The sequence below is a fragment of the Cohnella caldifontis genome, assembly GCF_029360585.1.
GTDB classification, from domain to species: domain Bacteria; phylum Bacillota; class Bacilli; order Paenibacillales; family Paenibacillaceae; genus Cohnella; species Cohnella caldifontis.
Genome location: NZ_JAQZSJ010000003.1, coordinates 375484 through 396984, shown reverse-complemented (window position 1 = coordinate 396984; position 21501 = coordinate 375484). Strand labels below are relative to the sequence as shown.

The window sequence follows — 21501 nt, the reverse complement described above, 5'->3', positions numbered from 1 at the left end:
TCGGGATGATGTCTCGCTTACGCAGCCGGTTCAAGCCCTCGAGCGGTCCGTTTGCGCGTTCCCCAAGGTTCGAGCCGAACCCCCAGCTTTCGCGCCGTCCCCCACAAAATTAGCGGCATTCCTGCCGCTAATGGGGAAGCTCGCGTTACCGCCTCACGAATTTCGCACGTTATATCGCGCACGTTTTCTGTAAACGGCCCGCTCTTTCACCGCAGCCAGCGTGTTTGCGTATCTGAATCGCGATTCCGCCACTCTGGCTCACCAACTTGCAATTTAGCGTATCTGATACGCTATTGCGCTTCATCGGCTCACCAATCCGCAATTTAGCGTATCTCATACGCTATTGCGCCGCTCCGGCTCACCAATCCGTAATTTAGCGTATCTAATACGCTATTGCGCTTCTTCGGCTCACCAATCCGCAATTTAGCGTATCTCATACGCTATTGCGCCGCTCCGGCTCACCAATCCGTAATTTAGCGTATCTAATACGCTATTGCGCTTCTTCGGCTCACCAATCCGCAATTTAGCGTATCTCATACGCTATTGCGCCGCTCCGGCTCACCAATCCGTAATTGAGCGTATCTAATACGCTATTGCGCTTCTTCGGCTCACCACTCCGCAATTTAGCGTATCTCATACGCTATTGCGCCGCTCCGGCTCGTCAAACTGTGATTTAGCGTATTTCATACGCTATACCACTCCAGTTCGCCAACCTGCGGTTTTGCGTATCTCCCTATTGCGCCGCTCCGGCTGGCTAACAGCAATTAACGCATGCAGTGCGTTATCTCGGCGCCCAGGCTCACCAACTCGCCATTTCGTGCACGTGGTGCGCTATTGAGTCACTCAGGCTTAACAACTCGCCATTTCGTGCACGTGGTGAGCTATTGAGTCACTCAAGCTCACCAACTCGCCATTTCGTGCACGTCGTGCGCTATTGAGTCACCCAGGCTCACCAACATGCGGATTAGCGCATGTGGTACGCTATTGGGCCGCCTTAGCTCCTCCAACATGCGATTAGCGCATGTCGTGCACTATTTCGTCGCCCCGAACCATCTGCGTCTGCCGCTCCGCCCCAGCCGCGCCCGCTCAAGCCAGCGCGTCCACGCGGGCCATGACGGCCGCGACCAGCCGCGACAGCGCGGCCTCGGCGGCGGCCAAGTCTCCTCCGCGCACCGCGAAATAAATCTTGATCTTCGGCTCCGTGCCGGAAGGCCGCAGGCAGAACCAGGAGCCGTCCGCGAGCAGGAACTTCAGCACGTTCTCCGGCGGCAAGCCGTCCAGCCCGCCCTCGTAGTCGAGCATGCGCGATACCGCCACCCCCGCCACTTCGGCCGGCGGGTTCCGGCGCCAATCGGACATGATCGCCCCGATTTTCTCGAGCCCATCCTTGCCTTTCAGCGTCCGGGACTCCAGCTTCTCGAGGTACGTGCCGTACTGCCGGTACAGCTCGAGCAGCACGTCGTACAGCGTCTTGCCCTGCGACTTGTAATAGGCGGCCGCTTCGCAGATGAGCAGCGACGCGACGACCGCGTCCTTATCCCGCGCGTAAGTCCCCGTCAGGTAGCCGTAACTCTCCTCGTAACCGAACAGGAACGTATGGGAGCCGGTCGCCTCGAATTTCGTCATCTGCTCCCCGATGTATTTGAAGCCCGTGAGCGTGTTGATCACTTCGCAGCCGTAGGAAGCGGCGATATCCGCGCCCATCTCGCTCGTGACGATCGTTTTGATCACGGCGCCGTTGTCCGGTAGTTTTCCCTGCTTTTCGAGATTCGACAGCAAATAATGGACCATGATCGCGCCGGACTGATTGCCGGTCAGCACGACGTAGCGGCCTTCGTCGTTTTTCACGACCGCGCCCATCCGGTCGCAATCCGGGTCGGTCCCGATGATGATGTCGGCGCCGACGCGGTCGGCCAGCCCGATCGCCAGCGTGAACGCCTCATGCTCCTCCGGATTCGGAGATTTCACAGTCGAAAACCCGCCATCCGGCTGTTCCTGCTCCGGCACCACGTGCACGTTCCCGAATCCCGCTTGCGCCAGCACCTTCCGCACCGGCCAATTGCCCGCGCCGTGAAGCGGCGTGTACACGACTTTCAACGCGTTGCCCGCTCCGGAGCGCAGCATCTCCGGCTGGACGGCCTGCGCGGCCACCACGTCCACGAACGCCTGGTCCGCGTCGTCTCCCAGCCAGACCAGCAAGCCTTGCGCCTCCGCTTCGGCTTGGCTGAGCCGCTTCACGGCGTCGAACGACGCCACGCCGCGGATGCTCTCGATCACCTGCTCCGCCTGATGCGGAACCAGCTGACAGCCGTCTGCGGCATACACCTTGTAGCCGTTGTACTCCGGCGGATTATGGCTCGCCGTGATGACGATGCCGCCGGACGCCCGCAGATGCCGGACCGTGAAAGACAGCTGCGGCGTCGGACGGAGCGAGCGGAACAAATACGTCTTGATTCCGTTCGCCGCCAGCACGCAAGCCGCCTCCAGCGAGAACACGTCCGAGTTGCGCCGCGAATCGTGCGCGATCACGACGGACGGGGACGGCCCCTGCTTCAGCAAATACTCCGCGAAGCCCTGGGTCGCTTTTCCGATGACATAACGGTTCATCCGGTTCGTGCCCGCGCCCATGACGCCGCGCAAGCCCCCGGTTCCGAACTCCAAGTCCCGGAAGAACCGGTCCTCGATTTCCGCCGGATTCCCGGCTATGCCTCTCAGCTCATCCTTCGTCGCCTCGTCGATGCCCGGATCCTGCAACCACGTTTCGTACAGCTCCTGCGGCGTTTTGGACATGCGCTCACCACTCCTTTTTCCACGTCTTTATATCTCTATGTCCCTCCCCGCCGATCGAACAACCCGATTGCCTGCTTACCCCTTGTTCGGATCGGATAAAGCAAACATGAGCTCGCCTTCCGCCACGACGGAATCGCCGACTTTCGCCGTCGCCCGCCCTTTGCCGATCGGCCCCTTCAAACGGGTGACCTCCAGCTCCAGGATCAGCGTATCCCCCGGTTTCACTTGCCCGCGGAAACGGAACTCGTCGATGCCGGCGAAGAAACCGAGTTTGCCCCGGTTTTCTTCCAAAGCCAGCATCGCGACCGAACCGACCTGGGCGAGCGCTTCGACGATCAGCACGCCCGGCATGACCGGATATCCGGGGAAATGTCCGACGAAAAACGGCTCGTTCATCGTCACGTTTTTGAGCCCTACGGCCCGCTTGCCGGGTTCGATTTCCAAAATGCGGTCTACCAGCAGGAACGGGGGGCGGTGCGGAATAATCTCTTGGATTTGCTGAATGTCCATCATAGGGGGATCCTCCATTTCGATAAAGGCGCGCATAGACGCCGCCGGGAAAGTACATACTAGGTTTGTCCCCTTCGGCGACTGCAGACGCCAAGGTTGATATAAGAGAGCTCGCCACCGGTCCGTAAGGTCGCGGCGGCGGGCTCTTTTGTCCCGAGGATGAATGGCTTACGAAGCGCGGTTCAGATTGCGGAATTTCAGGAAATAGACGGCTGTCGTCAGGAACGACATCGCGATGCCGATCCACAGCAGCGCGAGTCCGCCGGGCTGTTCCAGCAGGAGCAGCATGATCGAGCCATAATAGACGATGGTGGTGGCTTTGCCCAGCACGTTCGCCGGAACCGTCTTCAAGCCCCGGAAATGGAAAAACGCGGAGCTGGCGATCATGCCGATTTCCCGGAAGGCCATCACCGCGACGGCTTGCCACGGAATTTCCCCTTTGACGAGCAGCGCCGTGACGATCGCGAGCATCATCAGCTTATCCGCCAGCGGATCCAGCATGATGCCGGTAACGGTAATTTGCCCGCTTCGCCTTGCGATATATCCGTCCAGGATGTCGGTTAACCCCGACAGCAACACCGTAGCCAGCGCCTCAATCGAATATCCGTTCAAATAGAGAACCAAAAAAAGGGGAATAAGAGCGAATCGGCAAAGCGTGATGATATTCGGTATGTTCAACCCGACCGCTCCCCCCCTGATTGCCAGTTTCTCCTTGCTCATTATACCGCCAGGCCCCCCAAATGAAAACTCCCCGGCGCGGCCGGGGAGTCGTTGGCGCCGCGGCGGCCGGTCGAATCCGTCAGCCGTCCGCGAATACCAAGTCATACAAATGCTTCCATGTTTGCACCTCGAACGCTTCCGACACCGGCCTCCCGCCGAGAACGGCGTATCCGGCGGCCAGCCCCAGAATCAGCGCCAGAATGCACAGAATCGGAACAATGAGAATTTTAAACGTCGTCCATACGATTCGTCCGAACGTCCTGCCGAAAGAACGGGAGGCAGACCGCGCCGGACGGGGAGATGCCGTCATGAAGCTTTCGACTCCTTCGCATGCGCCCGGAGGCGATGAGTAGCGTGGACGCACGGCCGCCTCAGCCCCGGTTTCGCCGGATGAGGCTGAAATCCGCGCGGACGGGGCATCCCTCTGCTCACCCGTCTCGCTCTCTATCGTATCATCCCCGGAGGCTGTTCGCCATCCCGAGCATTTGATCCGCCGACGCCAGCGCCCTCGCATTCAGTTGGTAAGAACGTTGAACGTTGATCAGCTCGGTCATTTCATCCGTCAGGCTGACGTTCGATTGTTCCGTGAAGCCTTGGCGCACGGATACGTCCACCGGCTTGACCGGCAGCTGCTGCACGACGGCGTTCGCGTTCGTGCCTGCATCCACGCCGTACAGGTTGTCGCCGATCGAGCGGAGCAGCTCCGGCTTAAGCACCTGGACGAGCTGCAGCTGGCCGAGCGGAATCGGAACGGTGCCCGAGTTGCCTACGGCAAGAAGATTGCCGTCGGCGGAAATCGTCAGATTCCGTCCTTCCGGCACGATGATGTCTCCCCCGTCGCGGTTCAGGATGGCAAGTCCGCCGTCCGTCACCAGTTGCCGTTCTCCGTTCGGCAGCGGGATCATCTGGAACGCGCCGTGGCGCGTGTACGCCGTCGTTCCGTCCGGCATGCGGACTTGGAACAGCGCGTTGCCCTCGATGGCGACGTCGTTCGGGTTGTTCGTCGATTGCAGCGTTCCCTGCGTCATGTCGAGCATCATCGCGGCCAGGCGGACGCCCCAGCCTTGGGTAAAGCCGAGCGGGGTCGCCCGGCCTGGCAGGCGAAAGTCCTCCTCCCGAGGCTGCAGGCTGGTCAGCAGGTCCTCGAACGTCGAGGTTTTGCGTTTATATCCGACCGTGTTGATGTTGGCGATATTATCCGCCAGCATGTCCAGCTTCTGCTGAAGCGCGCTGATCGAGGCCGATGAAGCGATCATCGAGTTGTTCACCCGGCCGTTCCTCCTCTAATCCCAAACTTTCCACGCTTTATGGATGTCCGTTACACTTTGCCGATATCGTTCACGGCTTTTTGCAGGCTACTGTCGTAAAATTGGATGACTTTCTGGTTCGCTTCGTAAACTCTGAGGGCGGACATGATGTCGACCATCGACTGGGCGGAGTCGACGTTGGAGCGTTCCAGATAGCCTTGGCGCACCTGGACGCGGTCTCCCGCCGCCAGCTGCCGGATGCCTGCCGGATCGCCTTCGTATTGGAACCGTCCGTTGCCTTGGCGGACCAATTGGTTCGGATCGTTCACGACCGTGAGCAGCACCTGCGGACTTCCCGGCAAGGGCTGCTGAAGCGCCTTGCTGTACAGCACGCCGTCCGCTCTGACCGTAACGTCCTCCCAAGAACCGTTCATGACGATCGGCTGCCCGCCCACCCCCAGCACCGCCGCGCCGTCCGACGTCAGCAGCGTGCCGTCCGGCGCCGTTTTGAAGCTGCCGTCCCGCGTGTATTCCCGCCCGCCGTCCGCGGATTGGATGGTAAAGAAAGCCTGCGGCTGATAGATGACGTTGCCGTTCGGGTCGACGTATTTCCCGGAGCTGTCGAACGTCGCCCCGTCAACGAAAATGTCCGACACGATCGCCAAATCCTGCGGACGCTGCGTTTCCGACAGGTCCCCTTGGCCGAAGGACAGCCGGTTCTCTTCGGCGAACACGCCGGTATTCAATTTGCCGATGGGTCCGCTGCGGACGTTGTCCCCGCCCATGGCCGAGACGAGCATTTCCGGGAACGCCCTCGTCATGGAATTCATCGCTTTGAAGCCGGGCGTATTCAAGTTGGCGATGTTGTTCGTCACCGTATCGTGGCGGCGCTGCTGGGCGATCATGCCCGAGGCCGCCGTATAAAGTCCCCTTAACACCCGATCTTCCTCCCGCGATTCCGTTTGTCAATTCACTTTGCGCGTCATTTTATCCAAATGATCCAGCATGATGCCGGTTCCTTTCACTACGCAATGCATCGGGTCCTCCGCGATCAGCACCGGGACCTTAAGCTCGTCCGCCAGCAAGGCGTCGAGCCCGTCCAGCAGCGCGCCGCCGCCGGTCAGGATGACGCCCCGGTCGATGATGTCCGCCGACAGCTCCGGGGGCGTGCGCTCGAGCACCGATTTGGCCGAAGCCACGATGGACGATACGGGCTCCCAGAGCGCGTCCCGCACTTCGTCCGAATGGATCGTGACCGTCTGCGGCAGGCCCGATACCATGTCGCGGCCGCGGATGTCCATCTCTTCCCGGCGGCCGTGCGGATAAACCGTGCCGATCTTGATTTTGATGTCTTCGCTGGTGCGTTCCCCGATCAGCAATTTGTACTTGTTCTTTATGTATTTCATGATGGCCGCGTCGAACTTGTCCCCCGCGACTTTAAGAGAAGAGGCGGTCACGACGTCGCCCATGGACAGGACGGCTACATCCGTCGTTCCTCCGCCAATATCGACCACCATATTCCCGCTGGGCTGGAAGATGTCCATGCCCGCGCCGATCGCTGCCGCTTTCGGCTCTTCCTCCATGAAAACTTCCTTGGCGCCGCTGCGTTCCGCGGCTTCCCGGATCGCTTTCTGCTCGACGGACGTGATGTTGCTCGGCGCGCAAATCAGGATGCGGGGACGGCTGTACCAGCTGCGGCCTCCTACCCGTCCGATGAAAGCCTTGAGCATCATGTCCGTGACTTCGAAATCGGCGATGACCCCGTCCCGGAGCGGCCGGATCGCCACGATATTGCCGGGGGTCCGTCCGACCATCCGCCTGGCGTCGTCGCCGACGGCCAGCACCTTCTTCGTGTCGCTCTCGATCGCGACGACCGAAGGTTCGTCCAGGACCACTCCCCTGCCTTTCACGTGAATGGACACGTTCGCCGTGCCGAGGTCGATTCCGATGTCTTTGCTGAACATGAACCTGGCTCCCTCATCTATATGGATTGGATTCGTTTCGACAATGGATGATGGACATAAATCCGTAATGATAGATTATTCGACGGCGTTTTGCAATTTCCTTCTTTTTCTTGTCCGACTTTAGGCGGAATTATGCTTTGCCGGCGGTTAGGACCTCCCGTTTTTTCACCGTCGACTTCTTGTATTTGATCTTGGTGGCTTCCCCTCCCCTCAGGTGCCGGATCGATTTGTGGTATTCCAGGATGTGCTTGACTTGATCAGCCAAATCCGGATTGATTTCCGGCAGCCGCTCGGTGAGGTCTTTATGCACCGTGCTTTTGGAGACGCCGAATTCCTTGGCAATCGTACGGACCGTATTCCGCGTTTCCACGATGCAACGGCCGATTTTGATCGTGCGTTCCTTGATGTAATCGTGCACGCTCCCGCCTCCCTGCTGAAATAGATTGGTACATTATATGAGGGGCGCGGTCACTTATTCTTTGTTCCGGGGGGCATGTGCGTCTTTAGTCGCATGAAAAAAGACGGATGGCCGGGGCCTCCGTCTTTCGGGGTATCGAACCGTATAGAGCGAGGGGAACAAGGTGCCGTCGGGCGGCATCAGGAAGAACGAATCCGTCTCAGGATGGCGAGAGTCGGGTGCTGCTCCAGATCGACCAAGTAAGGAGACGCGATGGCCGAGCCGTCCGCTTCCCGGTAGACTTGTACGACCGGGCGAAGCACGGGGCGATTGACCGTTTCCACGACGCAGGCCGTTTGGCCGCTGCTCAGCACGACGTGGGTGGAGACGGGATAGATCGTCAAATGTCGAAGATACGTCTGGATCAAGGACAAATCGAATTCGTAATTGCCGGCCGCGAACAAATACTCGGTCGCTTCCTCCACCGCGTAAGCCTCGCGATGATAGCGGGAGGACAGCAGGGCGTTGTAGACGTCGGCGATGCCGACGATCTGGGCGAATTCGGATATTTCGCCCCTCTTCAGCCCGTATGGATAACCTTCGCCCCGATACCGCTCATGGTGCTGAAGCGCGACCTTGGCCGATTCCAGCGGCACGCCCGGGATGCGGCTCAGGATCCGGTAACCTTCCGTCGTATGGCCCCGGACCTTGAAACGCTCGGATTCCGTCAGCTCCCGCGTGACTTTCGTCAGATCGTTCGGCAGTCTCGTCATGCCGACGTCCGAGAATAAAGAGCCGAGCGTCAAGGCGTAAAGCTCCTGCGGATCGTAATTGCGCGCGGTTCCGATCACGCCGGCGCACATCGTCACGTGCAGCGATTGCTGGAACAGGAGAGGATCGGTTTGAAACATGACCCCCAATTCTTCGGCGAGCTCCCGGTTCGACACGATGTCTCCGATCATGTCCCGGAGCTGCTTCCGGAATTTGTCCTGAGGGATCGGCAGGGCGATGCGCTCAAGTCCCTTCATCTTCTCGGGAAAGTCCAGCGCGTTCTGCACCGCGGTCTTGCGGGACTCGGCGTCCCCTTTCATGCGGGCGATGTCCGGAAGCACCCACTCGGCTTGGGACATGTCGTACGCATCCGGGGAGGAAGGATCCGTCCATAGGGACCCCGGCGCGAAACGCAAAGAAACCCGGTCAATGCCCAGGCTGCGCAGTCTCGTGATATAAGCGTCCGTCAACACGGTGCCGGCATCCAGCAGGATAACGCCGCTGCGGGAGAATATCGGCTTCGCCAGAACATCCCCGCTCTGGAGCTGCGCGACGGGTACGTCTCTCATGAGGCCATTCGCACCTTTCGGTCCTAGTTGATCCGGGCGGAATAATTCGGCGGATTCGGTCAACCCGTTCCAAATGATATGAAAAATTATGTCACATTCTTCCTGGGGTGTCGATAGAAAAATTTCAAAGAACCGGGCCGCCTGCGCATGAGGCGCGCCGGCGGCCCGGTTCTCCTGCCGTCCCCAAGGAGGCGGCGGCGGAACTTTCGATTACTCGTCCTTGATCAAAGTCGCCGGATTGACGGACTGATCGTTGCTGAGGACCTCGAAATGCACGTGCACTCCTTCAGCCGATTCCAGCGTGCTTTGGCCGGCGGCTCCGATCACGTCGCCTTGCTCGACCTCTTGCCCGACCTGGACCTTCACGTCCTTCAAGCTTTGGTACACCGTTTCGTAACCGCCGGCGTGCTGGATATGCACTTCAAAGCCGTTCGTCGGGGTCTGCTCGGCGACCGTCACTTTGCCGCTGAGGGCGGCCTGCACGTTGAAGTCTTTGCCGTCTTTGCGCGCCAGGTCGATCGCGGTATGCGGGTAGAACGTGTTGTCGTGCTCGATCATGGCTGCTTGCCGTTCTTCTTCCGGAGCCGATGCGTCATAGAAGGAGAGGGTCGTCTTGTACGATTCCAGCTTGTCGACCGGCCACCGGAGCGTTTCGCCCGTAGCCGCCACGGGCGCCGCTTCGGGACTCGCGGTTGCGTCCGTTCCCGCGCCGACGTCCGCGCTGGCTTGTCCGGGAATCGCCTGCTCCGAGTCTTTCCCCTGGCCTCCCGCGTTGAGCCAGAGGATCGTTACGATGATTGCTGCCGCGGCCATGTAAGCTGCCGGGAATACCCAGCGTTTGGAGAGCAGCCTTTTCCAGCCGGAAGATCTGGCAGCGGGCATCGTTCCCGCGGTCGACTTGGTAGATTCGTCGATTTTGCGGGGCGTTTTGTTGCCTTCGTTACTCATGGTTTTCATCACCTCAGTAAGCCATTCTTACCAGGTGACGAGCTTTTATACGTGATCGGATTGCAAGTTTGACATTTTTATAGTTTATCCGCGAGCTTCGAAACTTCCATGAGTTCCGTACCCGTGTAATAGTATTCGACGATTTCCTCCGCCGACCGGCCGGCTTGCGCCATCCCCTGCGCCCCCCACTGGCTCATGCCGACGCCGTGCCCGCTTCCGTGCGTGGTGATCCGGATCTCTCCGTCTTGGACGGTCCAGGTAAACGAGGACGACCGAAGGCCCAATTTGCTGCGGATTTCCGGGCCGGTGAAGGTTTTGGATCCGACGGTCACCGTTTTGACTCTTTTTCCTTGCGTCCATTCCGTCACCTTGATTTTCGGATGGCCGCCGAGCCGCGTCAATACCGGCACGGTGCGGATTCCGAGTTTGGCGTAAAATTGGCCGATCGTCATCTCGACCGTACCCTCCGAGCGCGGCGCGCCGGTCCGGTCCCAAGGACTAACGACCGAGCGGAGATACGGTATCCGGTCCGGGAACACGTCCTCGGAGTTTTCCGTGTATCCGTTGCTCGTTGAGAAATAAAGCGCCTGGATCGGCTCGCCGTGGTACGCGATAATCCAACCGGCGGTGCGGGACGCGGCTTCGTCCGCCTTGCGCCAGGCTTGCTCGTCCTTTTTGCGCAGGTCGTCCATCGCTTGCTGCGAGATGTAGACTTGGTGGGTCTGCGTGTCCGTGACATCGGCGCCTTGGACCGGTACGTTCGAGTCGTCGCGGAGCAGCAGCCGGCGGACGATATACGTCCTCGCCGCGAGCGCCTGCGCCTCCAGCGCGGCCGGTTCGAATTCCGCCGGCATCTCGCCCGCGACGACGCCGCGCACGTAGGTTTCGAGCGGCACGCGTTCGATGCGGCGTTCCTTCGTCAAGTAGACGCCGACGGTGAGGTGCAGGTCGGCCTCGGCCTCTGCTGCCTTCTGCGCCGACGAGCTTTTGCCGATGGAAGATTGCCCTTCGCTAGATAGGCTTGACCGACCGGTTACAGCCGGCTGCTGGCCCTCCCCACCCTCGGTTAGCGCTATAGAGGCTTGTCCGCCGCGGGGTTGTGATCGGTTTTTTTCTGTTGTTGATGATTTTCTGCCGGCCGGACCCTGCTCGCTGTCTGCAACTCGCTGTCCGTCCGCCTCTTTACCTGCTTGTCCGGGAACAGCGTCTCCCAGCTGTCGATTGTCCCTTTCCGCTGAAGGCTTGTCCCCTCGGCCCCACTGGACCTCGGCCACTTGAGCTTGAACATTATCGTTCGGACTTGCATCTCGGTTATGGATCCCCAACCATAGAATCGCCGCAATCGCCATCCCGCTCGCGAAAGCCGCCCATTCCACCCGGCTGCTCGTCTTCATCCCGTACCTCCGCGCTCGTCTTTTCACATCGGCTTGTCCCTGCCGGTCAAAAGAGTTTATGCGGTTGGGGAAATGATTAGAACGCCGCTTCCATTCGTGCGATGAATCTATTGGCTAACTTCGCCGTAAGTTCATTTGACCCCCTGTAACATTAAGCTGTACGTCTGTGGGAGCGATCTCCCCATCCGCCCCCACGATTTTCATCTGCCTGTCCACTTTTCGAATTCTCTTCACCCGTCTTAAATGCTTTCGCTCCTTGCACTCTCTCTTGACCGTTTACTTGAACTCCATTCTTTGATCATTCTCCTGCCGAATTGACTATTTGCTCGTACTCTCGTCCTTAGGACAATCTCCCTTCGTTCACCCTTCCGCCAACTTTTGGGAGTTGCTCGCAATCATCCTTCGACCACCTTTACGCCAGCTTATGGAGTTGCTCGCATTCATCCTTCGACCACCCTTCCGCTAGCTTTTGGGAGTTGCTCGCAATCATCCTTCGACCACCTTTACGCCAGCTTATGGAGTTGCTCGCATTCATCCTTCGACCACCCTTCCGCTAGCTTTTGGGAGTTGCTCGCAATCATCCTTCGTTCACCCTTCAGCCAGCTTGTGGAGTTGCTCGCATTCATCCTCGACCGCCTTTACGCCAGCTTATGAAGTCTTGTTATCATCCTTCGTTCACCCTTCCGCCAACTTTTGGGAGTTGCTCGCAATCATCCTTCGTTCACCCTTCAGCCAGCTTGTGGAGTTGCTCGCATTCATCCTCGACCGCCTTTACGCCAGCTTATGAAGTCTTGTTATCATCCTTCGTTCACCCTTCCGCCAACTTTTGGGAGTTGCTCGCAATCATCCTTCGACTACCTTTAAGCCAGCCAGTACTTCCTTTTACGTCGCCGAATGCTTGCCCTTTTCCGATTATTTTGGTATTGTTTGGGAAAATAAGGTCGTGAAGCACACGCCGTCTGTTTCCGGGTAGACCCGGGCAGGCGGCGTTTTGCTTTGCTTCGAGGAGGGATGGCGCGTGGCGGTTGTGCGGCATGAGGATGCATCGTTCGAAGCTGCATATCAACGTTGGATGGAATACCATATCCGCCGCAGTACGGGGGAACGCAAAAGACGGTTGCAGCAAGGACTGAGTTATTCAAGCAAGCTGTTCGTCCGCAACTTATGGTGGCCGGCTATCGGCAATCTGGATGATTTGCACCCCGAGTACGAGGTTCATGATTTCAAGGATGGCAGCCGGTTCCTGGACTTCGCTATTATCCTGGATGGACTGGTCCTCTGTATCGAAATCGACGATTACGGCACGCATGCCCGCAACCTGACCCGCTGGCAATTCGACGATCACTTGGACCGCCAAAACGATCTCGTTCTCGACGACTGGAAAATACTTCGCTTCTCCGTTGATCGAATCAAAGACAATCCGCGCCACTGCCAACTCAAGATCCAGCAAGCCCTAGGCAAATGGGGCAACGCCAAACCAGTCTTGCCGACCACTGATCCGATCGACCTCGCCATCGTCAAACTGTTGTCCTCCCGAGGCACGTCGATGTCCCCCATCGAGATTTCCAAGCTGCTTGGATGGAACAATTGCACAATTGCTCTTCATTTGCGGAAGTTAAGTAGTGAACAAATCGTCTTCCCTGAAAAAGCAGGTAAAAAGAGAATGACTCGTTATATCCTCAACCCGAATCGAAACTCAATACATAAGCGTATGTGATTCGTTACTGCGGTGATGAAACGGTAGTATTGGTGGAATCGCGTATGTGGTACGTTATTGCGAAGGTTGTACGGTAGGATTGGTGGATTAGCGTATGTGGTACGTTATTGCGACGGTTGTACGGTAAGATCGGTGGATTAGCGTATGTGATACGTTAATCCGGATGCGAATCGGTAAGATCGGCGAAATAGCGTATGTGGTACGTTATTGCGACGGTTGTACGGTAGGATTGGTGGATTAGCGTATGTGGTAGTACGTTATTGCGACAGTTGTACGGTAGGATTGGTGAATTAGCGTATGTGGTACGTTATTGCGACGGTTGTACGGTAAGATCGGCGAAATAGCGTATGTGGTACGTTATTGCGACGGTTGTACGGTTAGATCGGCGGATTAGCGTATGTGATACGTTATTCCGGATGCGAATCGGTAGGATTGGCCATATAGCGTATGTAATACGTTATTGCGGAGGCGAAACGGTACGATTGACGAAATCGTGCGCGTGGTGTGCTGTTGCGACGGTTGGACGGTACGAACGGAGACTCTCGAAACAAAAAAAGATGCCCCGAGATCGAGGCATCTGTCATCGCTAAGTATAATGGCTCTACAGCCGCAGCCGCTGTCGTACCGGTACCGTATACCCGGAACCTTAGGCAAGCGTTGGTTGGATTTTCAGCCGGCCGACCTCCGGAACCGATGCGCGCTCCGGCGCGCGCTCTTCTTGGCGCAGCACGACGGCCGGCGGCATCTGCGCGGCTTCGGCTTCCTGGAGGAGCTCCTCCGGGGACGGGACGCGCATGATGTCGGCGCCGAGCGCAGCCAGCTTGCCGACGATGTTCACGTACCCGCGGTCGATATGGTGCAGGCCGGATACCTCCGACACCCCGTCCGCGGCCAAAGCCGCGCAGATCAGGGCGGCGCCCGCGCGAAGATCGGTCGCGCTTACGCTGGCTCCGCTCAAGCGGGCATTGCCGGAGACGATGGCCGTGCGTCCGTCGACCTTGATTTCCGCGCCCATTTTGGAGAACTCCTCCACGTGCATGAACCGGTTCTCGAACACGGTTTCCGTCACGATGCTCGTTCCTTCCGCTTTCAGCAGAAGCGCCATCATTTGCGCTTGCATGTCGGTCGGAAAACCCGGATAAGGCAGCGTCTTCACGTCGACGGCGCGAAGCGGGTGGCTGGCGCGCACCCGGATTCCGTTCTCGTCGCTCTCGACGGCCACGCCCATTTCCTCCAGCTTCGCCACGACCGGCCCCAGATGGTCCCGGATCGCGCCTTCCACGTAGACATCACCGCCCGTAATGGCGGCCGCAATCATATAAGTACCGGCTTCCACCCGGTCGGGAATGACGTGATGCTCCACGCCGTGCAGGCGTTCTACGCCTTCGATGCGGATCACGCCGGTTCCCGCGCCGCGGACTTTGGCGCCCATCGCGTTCAGGAAATTCGCCAAATCCACGATTTCCGGTTCTCTCGCCGCGTTCTCGATCAGCGTCGTGCCGTTCGCCGTCGCCGCGGCCATCATGATGTTCTCGGTGGCTCCGACGCTGGCGATATCAAGATATATTTTGGCTCCGCGGAGCTTGCCGTTCACGCTCGCCTCGATCGCTCCCTGGCCGAATCCAATCTCCGCGCCCATGGCCTCGAAGCCCTTCAAATGCTGGTCGATCGGCCGCGTTCCGATGGCGCATCCTCCGGGAAGCGAAATTCTCACCTTGCCGAGCCTGGCGAGCAGCGGTCCCATGACGAGGAACGAAGCCCTCATTTTTCGCACCAGTTCGTAAGGCGCTTCCGAGCCCGTCAACGCGCGGGCGTCCAGACGCAAAGCGTCCCCCGTCTGCCGCGATTGAACCCCCAAATGGCCAAGCACTTGCAAAATATTCGCGACATCATCCAGGGCTGGCGCGTCATGAATGACACAAGACCCTTCTTCCGCCAACAAGGAGGCGGCGAGGATCGGAAGCACGGAATTTTTAGCGCCGTGAACACGGACAGACCCCTGTAATGGACGGCCTCCGCGGACGATGATTTTGCTCATGGGTGGTTCCCTCCGCCGTTTATAAATCATGCCGAAGCCGATTTTGCGATGTCAATGCCGGTCCGCCGCCCGCCCGCAAGCGGTACGGGAGGGGGCGAATCCGAATCCGTTGAAAATCCGGCTTCATCGTCCTTCGGAAATGAAAGGAATGTGAAATGTAAATAATCGCACAAATTTCATCTTACCACCGGCCGGCCAACTGGCACAAGCGCCAATTTCTCCCTCGTATTCGCCCGGCGATTCCATAAAATGGGCCGCTCGATCGCTTCAGTGTCCTTTTACCCATTGTTTTCAATCCGCTAAACCATTATGCGGCCCCGGGCACCCGATCATGCCCTGAACAGCCATTTGACATACCCGGCCCAATGCCAGTAATTCAGAACGAATTGGGCGGTCAAATGGCCGAGCACGATCGCGATCAGCATCTGCAGCAAGCGGGCCCTGGGACTAAGCGGGTGACGGAGGATCCGATCGAACCGCACTTCTTGCAGCAGCACCCAAGCCAGCGCGATGCAGCCCAGCGTCACGAAGATGGAAAACAATCCGTCCCAGGCCAGGGAACTGAATCCCCCCGCTGCGTCCATGATTTCAATTCCCCTTTCCGGTAACCTGCCCGCGGACGTTCGATCTTCGTTTTCCGCAAGCCGCTCTTTCTTCAAGGATGGACAGCGTCCGCCGATTTGATCACGGAGTTCGCCCCAGTCGTCCACCTCGCGAATGCTTCAAGGTAATATATTCGGATGCCTCCGGATGCGTCCCGATCCCATCCTTGCATACGGATGCTCCGCTGCTCCGACCTCAAAACATGCACAGACCCATCCTATCCCCCCGGCTTCCCGGCAGGGCTGCCCCCTCCTTTGATCCGCGCCTCCGTGCAAGTCTGAGCACGCAGCGCTTCCCTCGTTCGTTCGTACCGCCGGACGGATCGTCCTGCCGGCCGGTAAGCCCGTCAAATCGGGAAAGCAAGCGGATTCACGGACGGCTCGATGAAATCCCGCTCGTCCGTTCCGCGTATCGGCGTCCCGCGACATGGCGGCGATGGGCAGCGTTTCCCTTGCAAAGCCTGCCGCATCTGCTCCCGCCCCTGGGAGCAATACCGTCTGCCGCTTGAACACGGCGATAACGGGAGAGGCAAACGAACCGCCGTTTTCCGCTCCCGAACCTCGCTTGACATTTCGCCATTACTATATTTCTTCGATTATCGACACGAATTCCCTTCTTAGAAAACAAAAAAAAGGACTTTGGTCGCAAGTCTGCGACAAAAAATACGGCCTGACGACATGACATGCATCGCATTTCCCCGGAAATACCGATCCCGAGTCGACGAACGTCGGTCGCTCCCCAAAACAAGAAGCCACCCCCGCTTCCCGCGGCAGGTGGCCATTCGGCATATTCTTCAAACCGAAAAGTCTTATTGCGCCCAGAAATCGTATTGGATCGAGAACAGGCCGTCAATCCATCCCAAAACCGGCTTCGGCAAAAACCCGAGCGCCAGCGTGGCGGCCACGCAAATCCAAATGGACAGGCCGGCCGGGAACGGAATCCTCAGCCCTCCCTCCAGCGTGCCGCTTCTCATGTACATCTGGCGGATGAACGAGAAGTACACCGCATAGGAGACGACCGTCGTGGCGAGCAGAATGGCCGCCAGCCAATAGATATGGGTCTGCACGGTTCCGAACAGGATAAACAGTTTACCGAGGAATCCGCCCGTTACCGGCAGTCCGGCCAGCGAACAGAGCAGGACGGTCATGCCCGCAGCCGTCCAAGGCGCCCGGTGGTACAGTCCGGCAAATCCCGACAGCGTCTCGTCCCCCGATCCCCGCGCCACGACCGTCAGGACGGCGAACGCCCCGATGTTCATGAAGGCGTAGGCGATCAGGTAATAGACGAATTCCGAGAACAGCGAAGTGTGAACGGGCGTCAAATGCAGCGTGAGCGGAATGATCAAAATCCCCGCGTTCGCCACGCCGGATAACGCCAGCAGCCGTTTGACGTTGCGTTGGCGAAGCGCGCCGGCCGTACCGACGATCATGGCCGCAGCGGACAACACGGACAGTCCCAGGTACAAATCCTTTTGGACTGCCGGGTCCTGCACGAAGTAAGCGCTATTCATGAAGATGCGGTACAGCATGGCGAACGCGGCGCCTTTGGACACGACGGCCAGGAACGAAGTCACCGGCGTCGGAGCTCCTTGGTAAACGTCCGCCGCCCAGGCATGGAACGGCGCCAAGGCAAGCTTCATTGCGAATCCCGCCGTCATGAGGAAGAAGGCCACGTAAATCAACGCCCGATAACTTTCGACCGCATCTCCCAACGCATTGCCGATCATGAAAATGTTGGTCGTGCCGGTAATGCCGTAGAGGAACGACATCCCGTACAGGATGAATGCCGAAGCCGCCCCGCCCGTTACCAAGTACTTGAACGCGGCCTCGCCGGAAATTCCGCTGTTCTTGCGCGCGCCGACCAGCACGTAAGTGGTGATGCTCAGAAGCTCAAGCCCCACGTACAGCGTGATCAGGTCCCCGGAGGAGGACATGACCATGGCGCCCAAGGCGGCGGGCAGCATCAGATAATAAAATTCCCCCTTGATCGGAACGTCCTTGCTTCGGACGGAACCGAGCGACGCTAGCACGATAAAGCCGGAAGCGCCCAGGAAAACCAGCTTGAGCAAGCCGCCGAAATCGTCGATCCGATAGCTCCCGCCCAGCAAGTTATGGAAGCCGGCGGTCGGATCCTCCGTTCCCGCGTTCTTCATGTCGATCAGCAGCCATACGACGAACGCCGCGGCTACGGCCAGTCCGAGCACGGTCAGCCAGCCGATGAAATTGCGATTCCACCGTTTCGGCAGGAACAGATCCAGGCACGCCAGCGCGACGGCGAACAACGAAAGCGTGATTTCCGGGGAGAGGTACCAGGCGTCGCTCCAGGTTAAAGTCTGTACAGCCTCCATACGTCAGCCCCCCGTCCTCTGTGAGATTTGTTCCAGCAGCCCGCCGAAACCGTGCTGCATGACGTCGGTCAATACGGAGGGATACACGCCCAGCAGCACGATCAGCGCCGTAAGGGCAACCATGGGCACGGCTTCGATGAACCGGGCGTCCTTGATGCCGGCGAATGGCTCCTTCAATGGACCGTACGTGATGTTCAGAACGCTGCGCAGCACGTACACCGCGGCGAACAGAATGCCGAACACCCCGATGGCCGTGATCCATTTCATCGAACCGAACAGCCCGAGGAAGGACAGGAATTCGCCGACGAAGCCCGACAGTCCGGGCAAGCCCAGCGAGGCCAGCCCCGCCGTAAGCAGGATGCCGGACAGGAACGGCACCGACTTGGCGAGCCCGCCCAGTTCGTCCAACTGCGTCGTGTTCGTCCGTTCGTACAAGCTGCCGACGATCAGGAACAGCAGCGCGGAAATGAGGCCGTGGGAGACGGATTGGTACAACGCGCCTTCCAAGCCGGCTTCGTTCAGCGAAGCGATGCCGAGCAGCACGATGCCCATGTGGCTGATGCTCGAGTACGCCAGCACCAGCTTGAATTCCTTCTGCACGCAAGCCAGCACGGCGCCGTACAGGATGTTGATCACGCCGAGAATCGCGATCGCCGTGGACCACGATTCGAGCTGCGCCGGGAGCAGGAACGCCCCGAAACGGATCAGCCCGTATACCCCCATTTTCAGAAGCACGCCCGAGTGGATCATGACGATGGAAGGCGGCGCTTCCGTATGGACGCGGAGCATCCAAGTATGGAACGGGAATATCGGGATTTTAACGCCGAAGGCAACGAGCAGCAGCACGAATGCCGTCCATTTCAGCGAATCGGACAAGTACAGTCCGAGGTCGGCCATCTCCGCCGATGCGTTGTTGGCGTAGGATGCCGGATCGGCTAAGTTTTTCAGCAGGACGTCGTAGCTGCCGCTGAAGTCGATTTGGAAGCCGGTGTCTTGTTGAACGGCGGTAAACCCTGCCGTGGCGATCAAAATCAGGAACGCCAGCAGCATGGCCGCGGAACCGAGCCCGTTGTAGACCAGGAATCGCGTCGCCGCTTTCTCCCGGCCGTAATAACCCCAGATTCCGATCAGGAAAAACATCGGGATCAGCGTGAGCTCGAAGAAGATGAAGAACTCGATGAGATCGCGCGCCAGGAAGACGCCGTACATGCCGGTCTCCAGCAGCAGGAACAGGACGTAGAACAGTTTCCAGCGCTTGCGGATATGGACGGAAGCCAGCGCCGCCATAGTCGACACGATCGCCGTCAGCAAGAGCAGCGGCAAGGAGATTCCGTCTACCGACAAGGAATAGTCGAAGTTCAGGTTCATCGATCCGCCGTTCACCATTTCTTTGTTCAGCGGGATCGACAGCCAAGTGTAATGTTCGGCGTACGCCGCGCCTCCAGCGCCGGGCTGGAAAGAAGCGAACAGCCACAGGCTTAGCGCCAGCGGGATCAGAGTGAAGACGACGGCCGCGGTACGCAGCCAATTGCTGCGCTGACCGGGCAGGAGCAGCACGATCAGCAGGCCGACGAGCGGCGAGAGCAGGATCAGCGACAACACCGGAATGTCCTCGATCATCTACCAGAACCTCCTTCCGGCGATCGCGAGCGCGAGAATGACCAGGCCGATCAGCGCCGTCAGAGCGTAGGTCTGGAGCTGGCCGCTTTGCAGCCGGGTATTCAGGCGGCCGATCGCGGAAGCGGACTGGCCGACGACCCGCACCGCTCCGTCGACGACGTAATCGTCGATGACGTTCAGCAGCTTGCCGAGCCCGCCGAGCGGTCTCACGAATACGAGATCGTACAGCTCGTCGACGTAATACTTGCGTTCCAGCAGCCGGACCAGACCGGGCATCCGGGACGAGACGACGTCCCGGCGGACGGAGCCCTTGGCGTAAATGAGCCAGCCGAGATAGATGCCCAGCAACCCGGCGACGATGGATACCACGATCACCAGGACGCTGGCATGCTCCTCCTCCGCGCCGGGGAACAGCCATTCTCCGAACCATTCGCTAAACGGCGTCTGGACGAAACCGGCGATAACCGCCAACACGGCCAGCACCAGGAGAGGGACCGTCATCACGGCCGGCGATTCATGCGCATGGGACGCGCCGCGGGGGCTTCCCGCGAATACGAGGAAGAACAACCTCGCCATATACAACGCCGTGAAGAATGCGGCGATCACGCCGACGATGAAATAGATCGGATTCGCTTCCAGCGCGGCCGCGAGCACCGCGTCCTTGGACCAGAAGCCGGCGAACGGCGGAATGCCCGACAGCGCCAGGGCGCCGATGCCGAACGTCCCGGCCGTGATTTTCATCTTGCGGCCGAGTCCGCCCATTTCGCGGATGTCCTGCGTATGTACCGCGTGGATCACGCTGCCGGCTCCCAGGAACAGCAGGGCTTTGAAGAACGCGTGCGTGAACAGGTGGAACATGGCCCCCGTCTCGGATCCGACACCGAGCGCCAGCATCATGTAGCCCAACTGACTGACCGTAGAGTAGGCCAGAATCCGCTTGATGTCATTCTGGGCCAAGCCGATGGTGGCGGCGAAGATCGCGGTGAACGCTCCGATGACGGCGACCGTGGTCATCGCGGCTTGGGAAGCCTCGAAAATATCGAACGTCCGGGTGACCAGGAACACGCCCGCGGCGACCATCGTCGCGGCATGGATCAGGGCGCTGATCGGCGTCGGGCCTTCCATCGCGTCGGGAAGCCAGACATGCAGCGGGAATTGGCCGGACTTGCCTACCGCCCCGAGGAAGATGAGCAGCGCGATCAGCGTGGTGATGCCCATCGAAATGACCCCGGTCTGCGTGCCGAACACGTTGTGGATTTCCGTGAAATCCAGGGAGTGGTTCGGCATGTACCAGAACAGCAGCAGAATGGCGATCAGGAGGCCGATATCCCCGATCCGGGTGACGATGAACGCCTTCTTGGCCGCCGCCTTGGCCTCCGGTTTCCGGAAGTAGAAGCCGACGAGCAAGAACGAACAGACGCCGACGAGCTCCCAGAAAATGTACATGGTCAGAAGGTTATAAGATAAGACCAAACCGAGCATGGAGCTGGAGAAAAGGGCAACATAAGCGAAGAAGGTCGAGATTCTCTCGTCGTCCTTCATGTAGCCGTGGGAGTACAAATTGACCAGGAAGCTGACGAGCGAGACGACCACCAGCATCAAGACGGTCAGATTCGTCACTTCGTACCCGAGCGACAGCGTAAAGCCGCCTGCGCGGATCCAATCGAAGTGGTTGCTGTACTCGACCGCCGTCCCGGATAAGCGCTGTCCGGCCAGCATCAGGGACAGAACCAGGGACGCCAGCGATGCCAGCGTGCCGATCCAGGCCCCTCCTCGTCCGGCCCCTCGGCCCATCGCCGTCAGAACGGCGAACGCGGCGGCCGGAAATACCGGCACGAGCCAGGCGTATTCAGCAAGGGAGCTCAT

General features: G+C 59.1%; 18 protein-coding genes. 2 read left to right on the top strand and 16 right to left on the bottom strand.

Going from position 1 to position 21501, the window contains the following annotated elements; genetic code table 11:
- Window positions 1-1086 precede the first annotated feature (1086 nt).
- From PTZ19_RS07640 to spoIID, 11 genes are all read right to left on the bottom strand, one after another.
- Window positions 1087-2790 carry a phospho-sugar mutase gene (locus PTZ19_RS07640; protein ID WP_276353537.1) on the bottom strand — a complete coding sequence of 568 codons (1704 nt, stop codon included), beginning with the start codon at window positions 2788-2790 and terminating at the stop codon, window positions 1087-1089.
- Between the two features lie 75 nt (window positions 2791-2865).
- Window positions 2866-3303 carry a 3-hydroxyacyl-ACP dehydratase FabZ gene (gene fabZ, locus PTZ19_RS07635; protein ID WP_276353536.1) on the bottom strand — a complete coding sequence of 146 codons (438 nt, stop codon included), beginning with the start codon at window positions 3301-3303 and terminating at the stop codon, window positions 2866-2868.
- Window positions 3304-3468: 165 nt separating this feature from the next.
- The gene (locus tag PTZ19_RS07630; protein WP_276353535.1) at window positions 3469-4020 is read right to left on the bottom strand and encodes a CDP-alcohol phosphatidyltransferase family protein; all 552 of its coding nucleotides are present in this window, start codon (window positions 4018-4020) and stop codon (window positions 3469-3471) included.
- Between the two features lie 79 nt (window positions 4021-4099).
- A complete protein-coding gene (locus tag PTZ19_RS07625; RefSeq protein WP_276353534.1) occupies window positions 4100-4330 on the bottom strand; it encodes a DNA-directed RNA polymerase subunit beta in 231 nt (76 codons plus the stop codon).
- A 142-nt stretch (window positions 4331-4472) separates the two neighbouring features.
- On the bottom strand, window positions 4473-5288 hold the full coding sequence (locus tag PTZ19_RS07620) for a flagellar hook-basal body protein (protein WP_276353532.1): 816 nt from the start codon (window positions 5286-5288) through the stop codon (window positions 4473-4475).
- A gap of 50 nt (window positions 5289-5338) precedes the next feature.
- The gene (locus tag PTZ19_RS07615) at window positions 5339-6205 is read right to left on the bottom strand and encodes a flagellar hook-basal body protein (RefSeq protein ID WP_276353530.1); all 867 of its coding nucleotides are present in this window, start codon (window positions 6203-6205) and stop codon (window positions 5339-5341) included.
- 27 nt (window positions 6206-6232) lie between these two features.
- The gene (mreB, locus tag PTZ19_RS07610) at window positions 6233-7231 is read right to left on the bottom strand and encodes a rod shape-determining protein MreB (protein WP_276353528.1); all 999 of its coding nucleotides are present in this window, start codon (window positions 7229-7231) and stop codon (window positions 6233-6235) included.
- 130 nt (window positions 7232-7361) lie between these two features.
- Window positions 7362-7649, bottom strand: coding sequence for a sporulation transcriptional regulator SpoIIID (gene spoIIID, locus PTZ19_RS07605; RefSeq protein WP_276353526.1), 288 nt, complete (start codon window positions 7647-7649; stop codon window positions 7362-7364).
- 179 nt (window positions 7650-7828) lie between these two features.
- Window positions 7829-8968 carry an HD-GYP domain-containing protein gene (locus PTZ19_RS07600; RefSeq protein ID WP_276353524.1) on the bottom strand — a complete coding sequence of 380 codons (1140 nt, stop codon included), beginning with the start codon at window positions 8966-8968 and terminating at the stop codon, window positions 7829-7831.
- A 210-nt stretch (window positions 8969-9178) separates the two neighbouring features.
- Entirely contained in the window at window positions 9179-9916 is a 738-nt protein-coding gene (locus PTZ19_RS07595; protein WP_276353523.1) for a M23 family metallopeptidase, read from the bottom strand.
- Window positions 9917-9993: 77 nt separating this feature from the next.
- The gene (spoIID, locus tag PTZ19_RS07590) at window positions 9994-11310 is read right to left on the bottom strand and encodes a stage II sporulation protein D (RefSeq protein WP_276353521.1); all 1317 of its coding nucleotides are present in this window, start codon (window positions 11308-11310) and stop codon (window positions 9994-9996) included.
- A 1018-nt stretch (window positions 11311-12328) separates the two neighbouring features.
- On the opposite strand from spoIID, the gene PTZ19_RS07585 reads away from it, so the two are divergent.
- A complete protein-coding gene (locus tag PTZ19_RS07585) occupies window positions 12329-13027 on the top strand; it encodes a helix-turn-helix domain-containing protein (RefSeq protein WP_276353519.1) in 699 nt (232 codons plus the stop codon).
- A 646-nt stretch (window positions 13028-13673) separates the two neighbouring features.
- Here the strand turns inward: PTZ19_RS07585 and murA are convergent.
- Complete coding sequence (gene murA, locus PTZ19_RS07580; protein WP_276353518.1) at window positions 13674-15065, bottom strand: UDP-N-acetylglucosamine 1-carboxyvinyltransferase; 1392 nt, start codon at window positions 15063-15065, stop codon at window positions 13674-13676.
- Window positions 15066-15394: 329 nt separating this feature from the next.
- Window positions 15395-15649, bottom strand: a complete 255-nt coding sequence (locus tag PTZ19_RS07575) for a DUF1146 domain-containing protein (protein ID WP_276353517.1) — start codon at window positions 15647-15649, stop codon at window positions 15395-15397.
- Window positions 15650-16094: 445 nt separating this feature from the next.
- Between PTZ19_RS07575 and PTZ19_RS07570 the strand changes: the two genes are divergently transcribed.
- Window positions 16095-16349, top strand: coding sequence for a hypothetical protein (locus PTZ19_RS07570; RefSeq protein ID WP_276353515.1), 255 nt, complete (start codon window positions 16095-16097; stop codon window positions 16347-16349).
- Between the two features lie 127 nt (window positions 16350-16476).
- Here the strand turns inward: PTZ19_RS07570 and PTZ19_RS07565 are convergent, their stop codons facing one another.
- Genes PTZ19_RS07565 through nuoL form a run of 3 tightly spaced genes read right to left on the bottom strand, consistent with a single transcriptional unit; the run spans window position 16477 to window position 21501 of the window.
- Window positions 16477-18015, bottom strand: a complete 1539-nt coding sequence (locus PTZ19_RS07565; protein ID WP_276353513.1) for an NADH-quinone oxidoreductase subunit N — start codon at window positions 18013-18015, stop codon at window positions 16477-16479.
- A gap of 3 nt (window positions 18016-18018) precedes the next feature.
- Window positions 18019-19635 (bottom strand): complex I subunit 4 family protein, encoded by a 1617-nt coding sequence (locus tag PTZ19_RS07560; protein ID WP_276353511.1) that lies wholly within the window; start codon window positions 19633-19635, stop codon window positions 18019-18021.
- Complete coding sequence (gene nuoL / locus PTZ19_RS07555; RefSeq protein WP_276353510.1) at window positions 19636-21501, bottom strand: NADH-quinone oxidoreductase subunit L; 1866 nt, start codon at window positions 21499-21501, stop codon at window positions 19636-19638.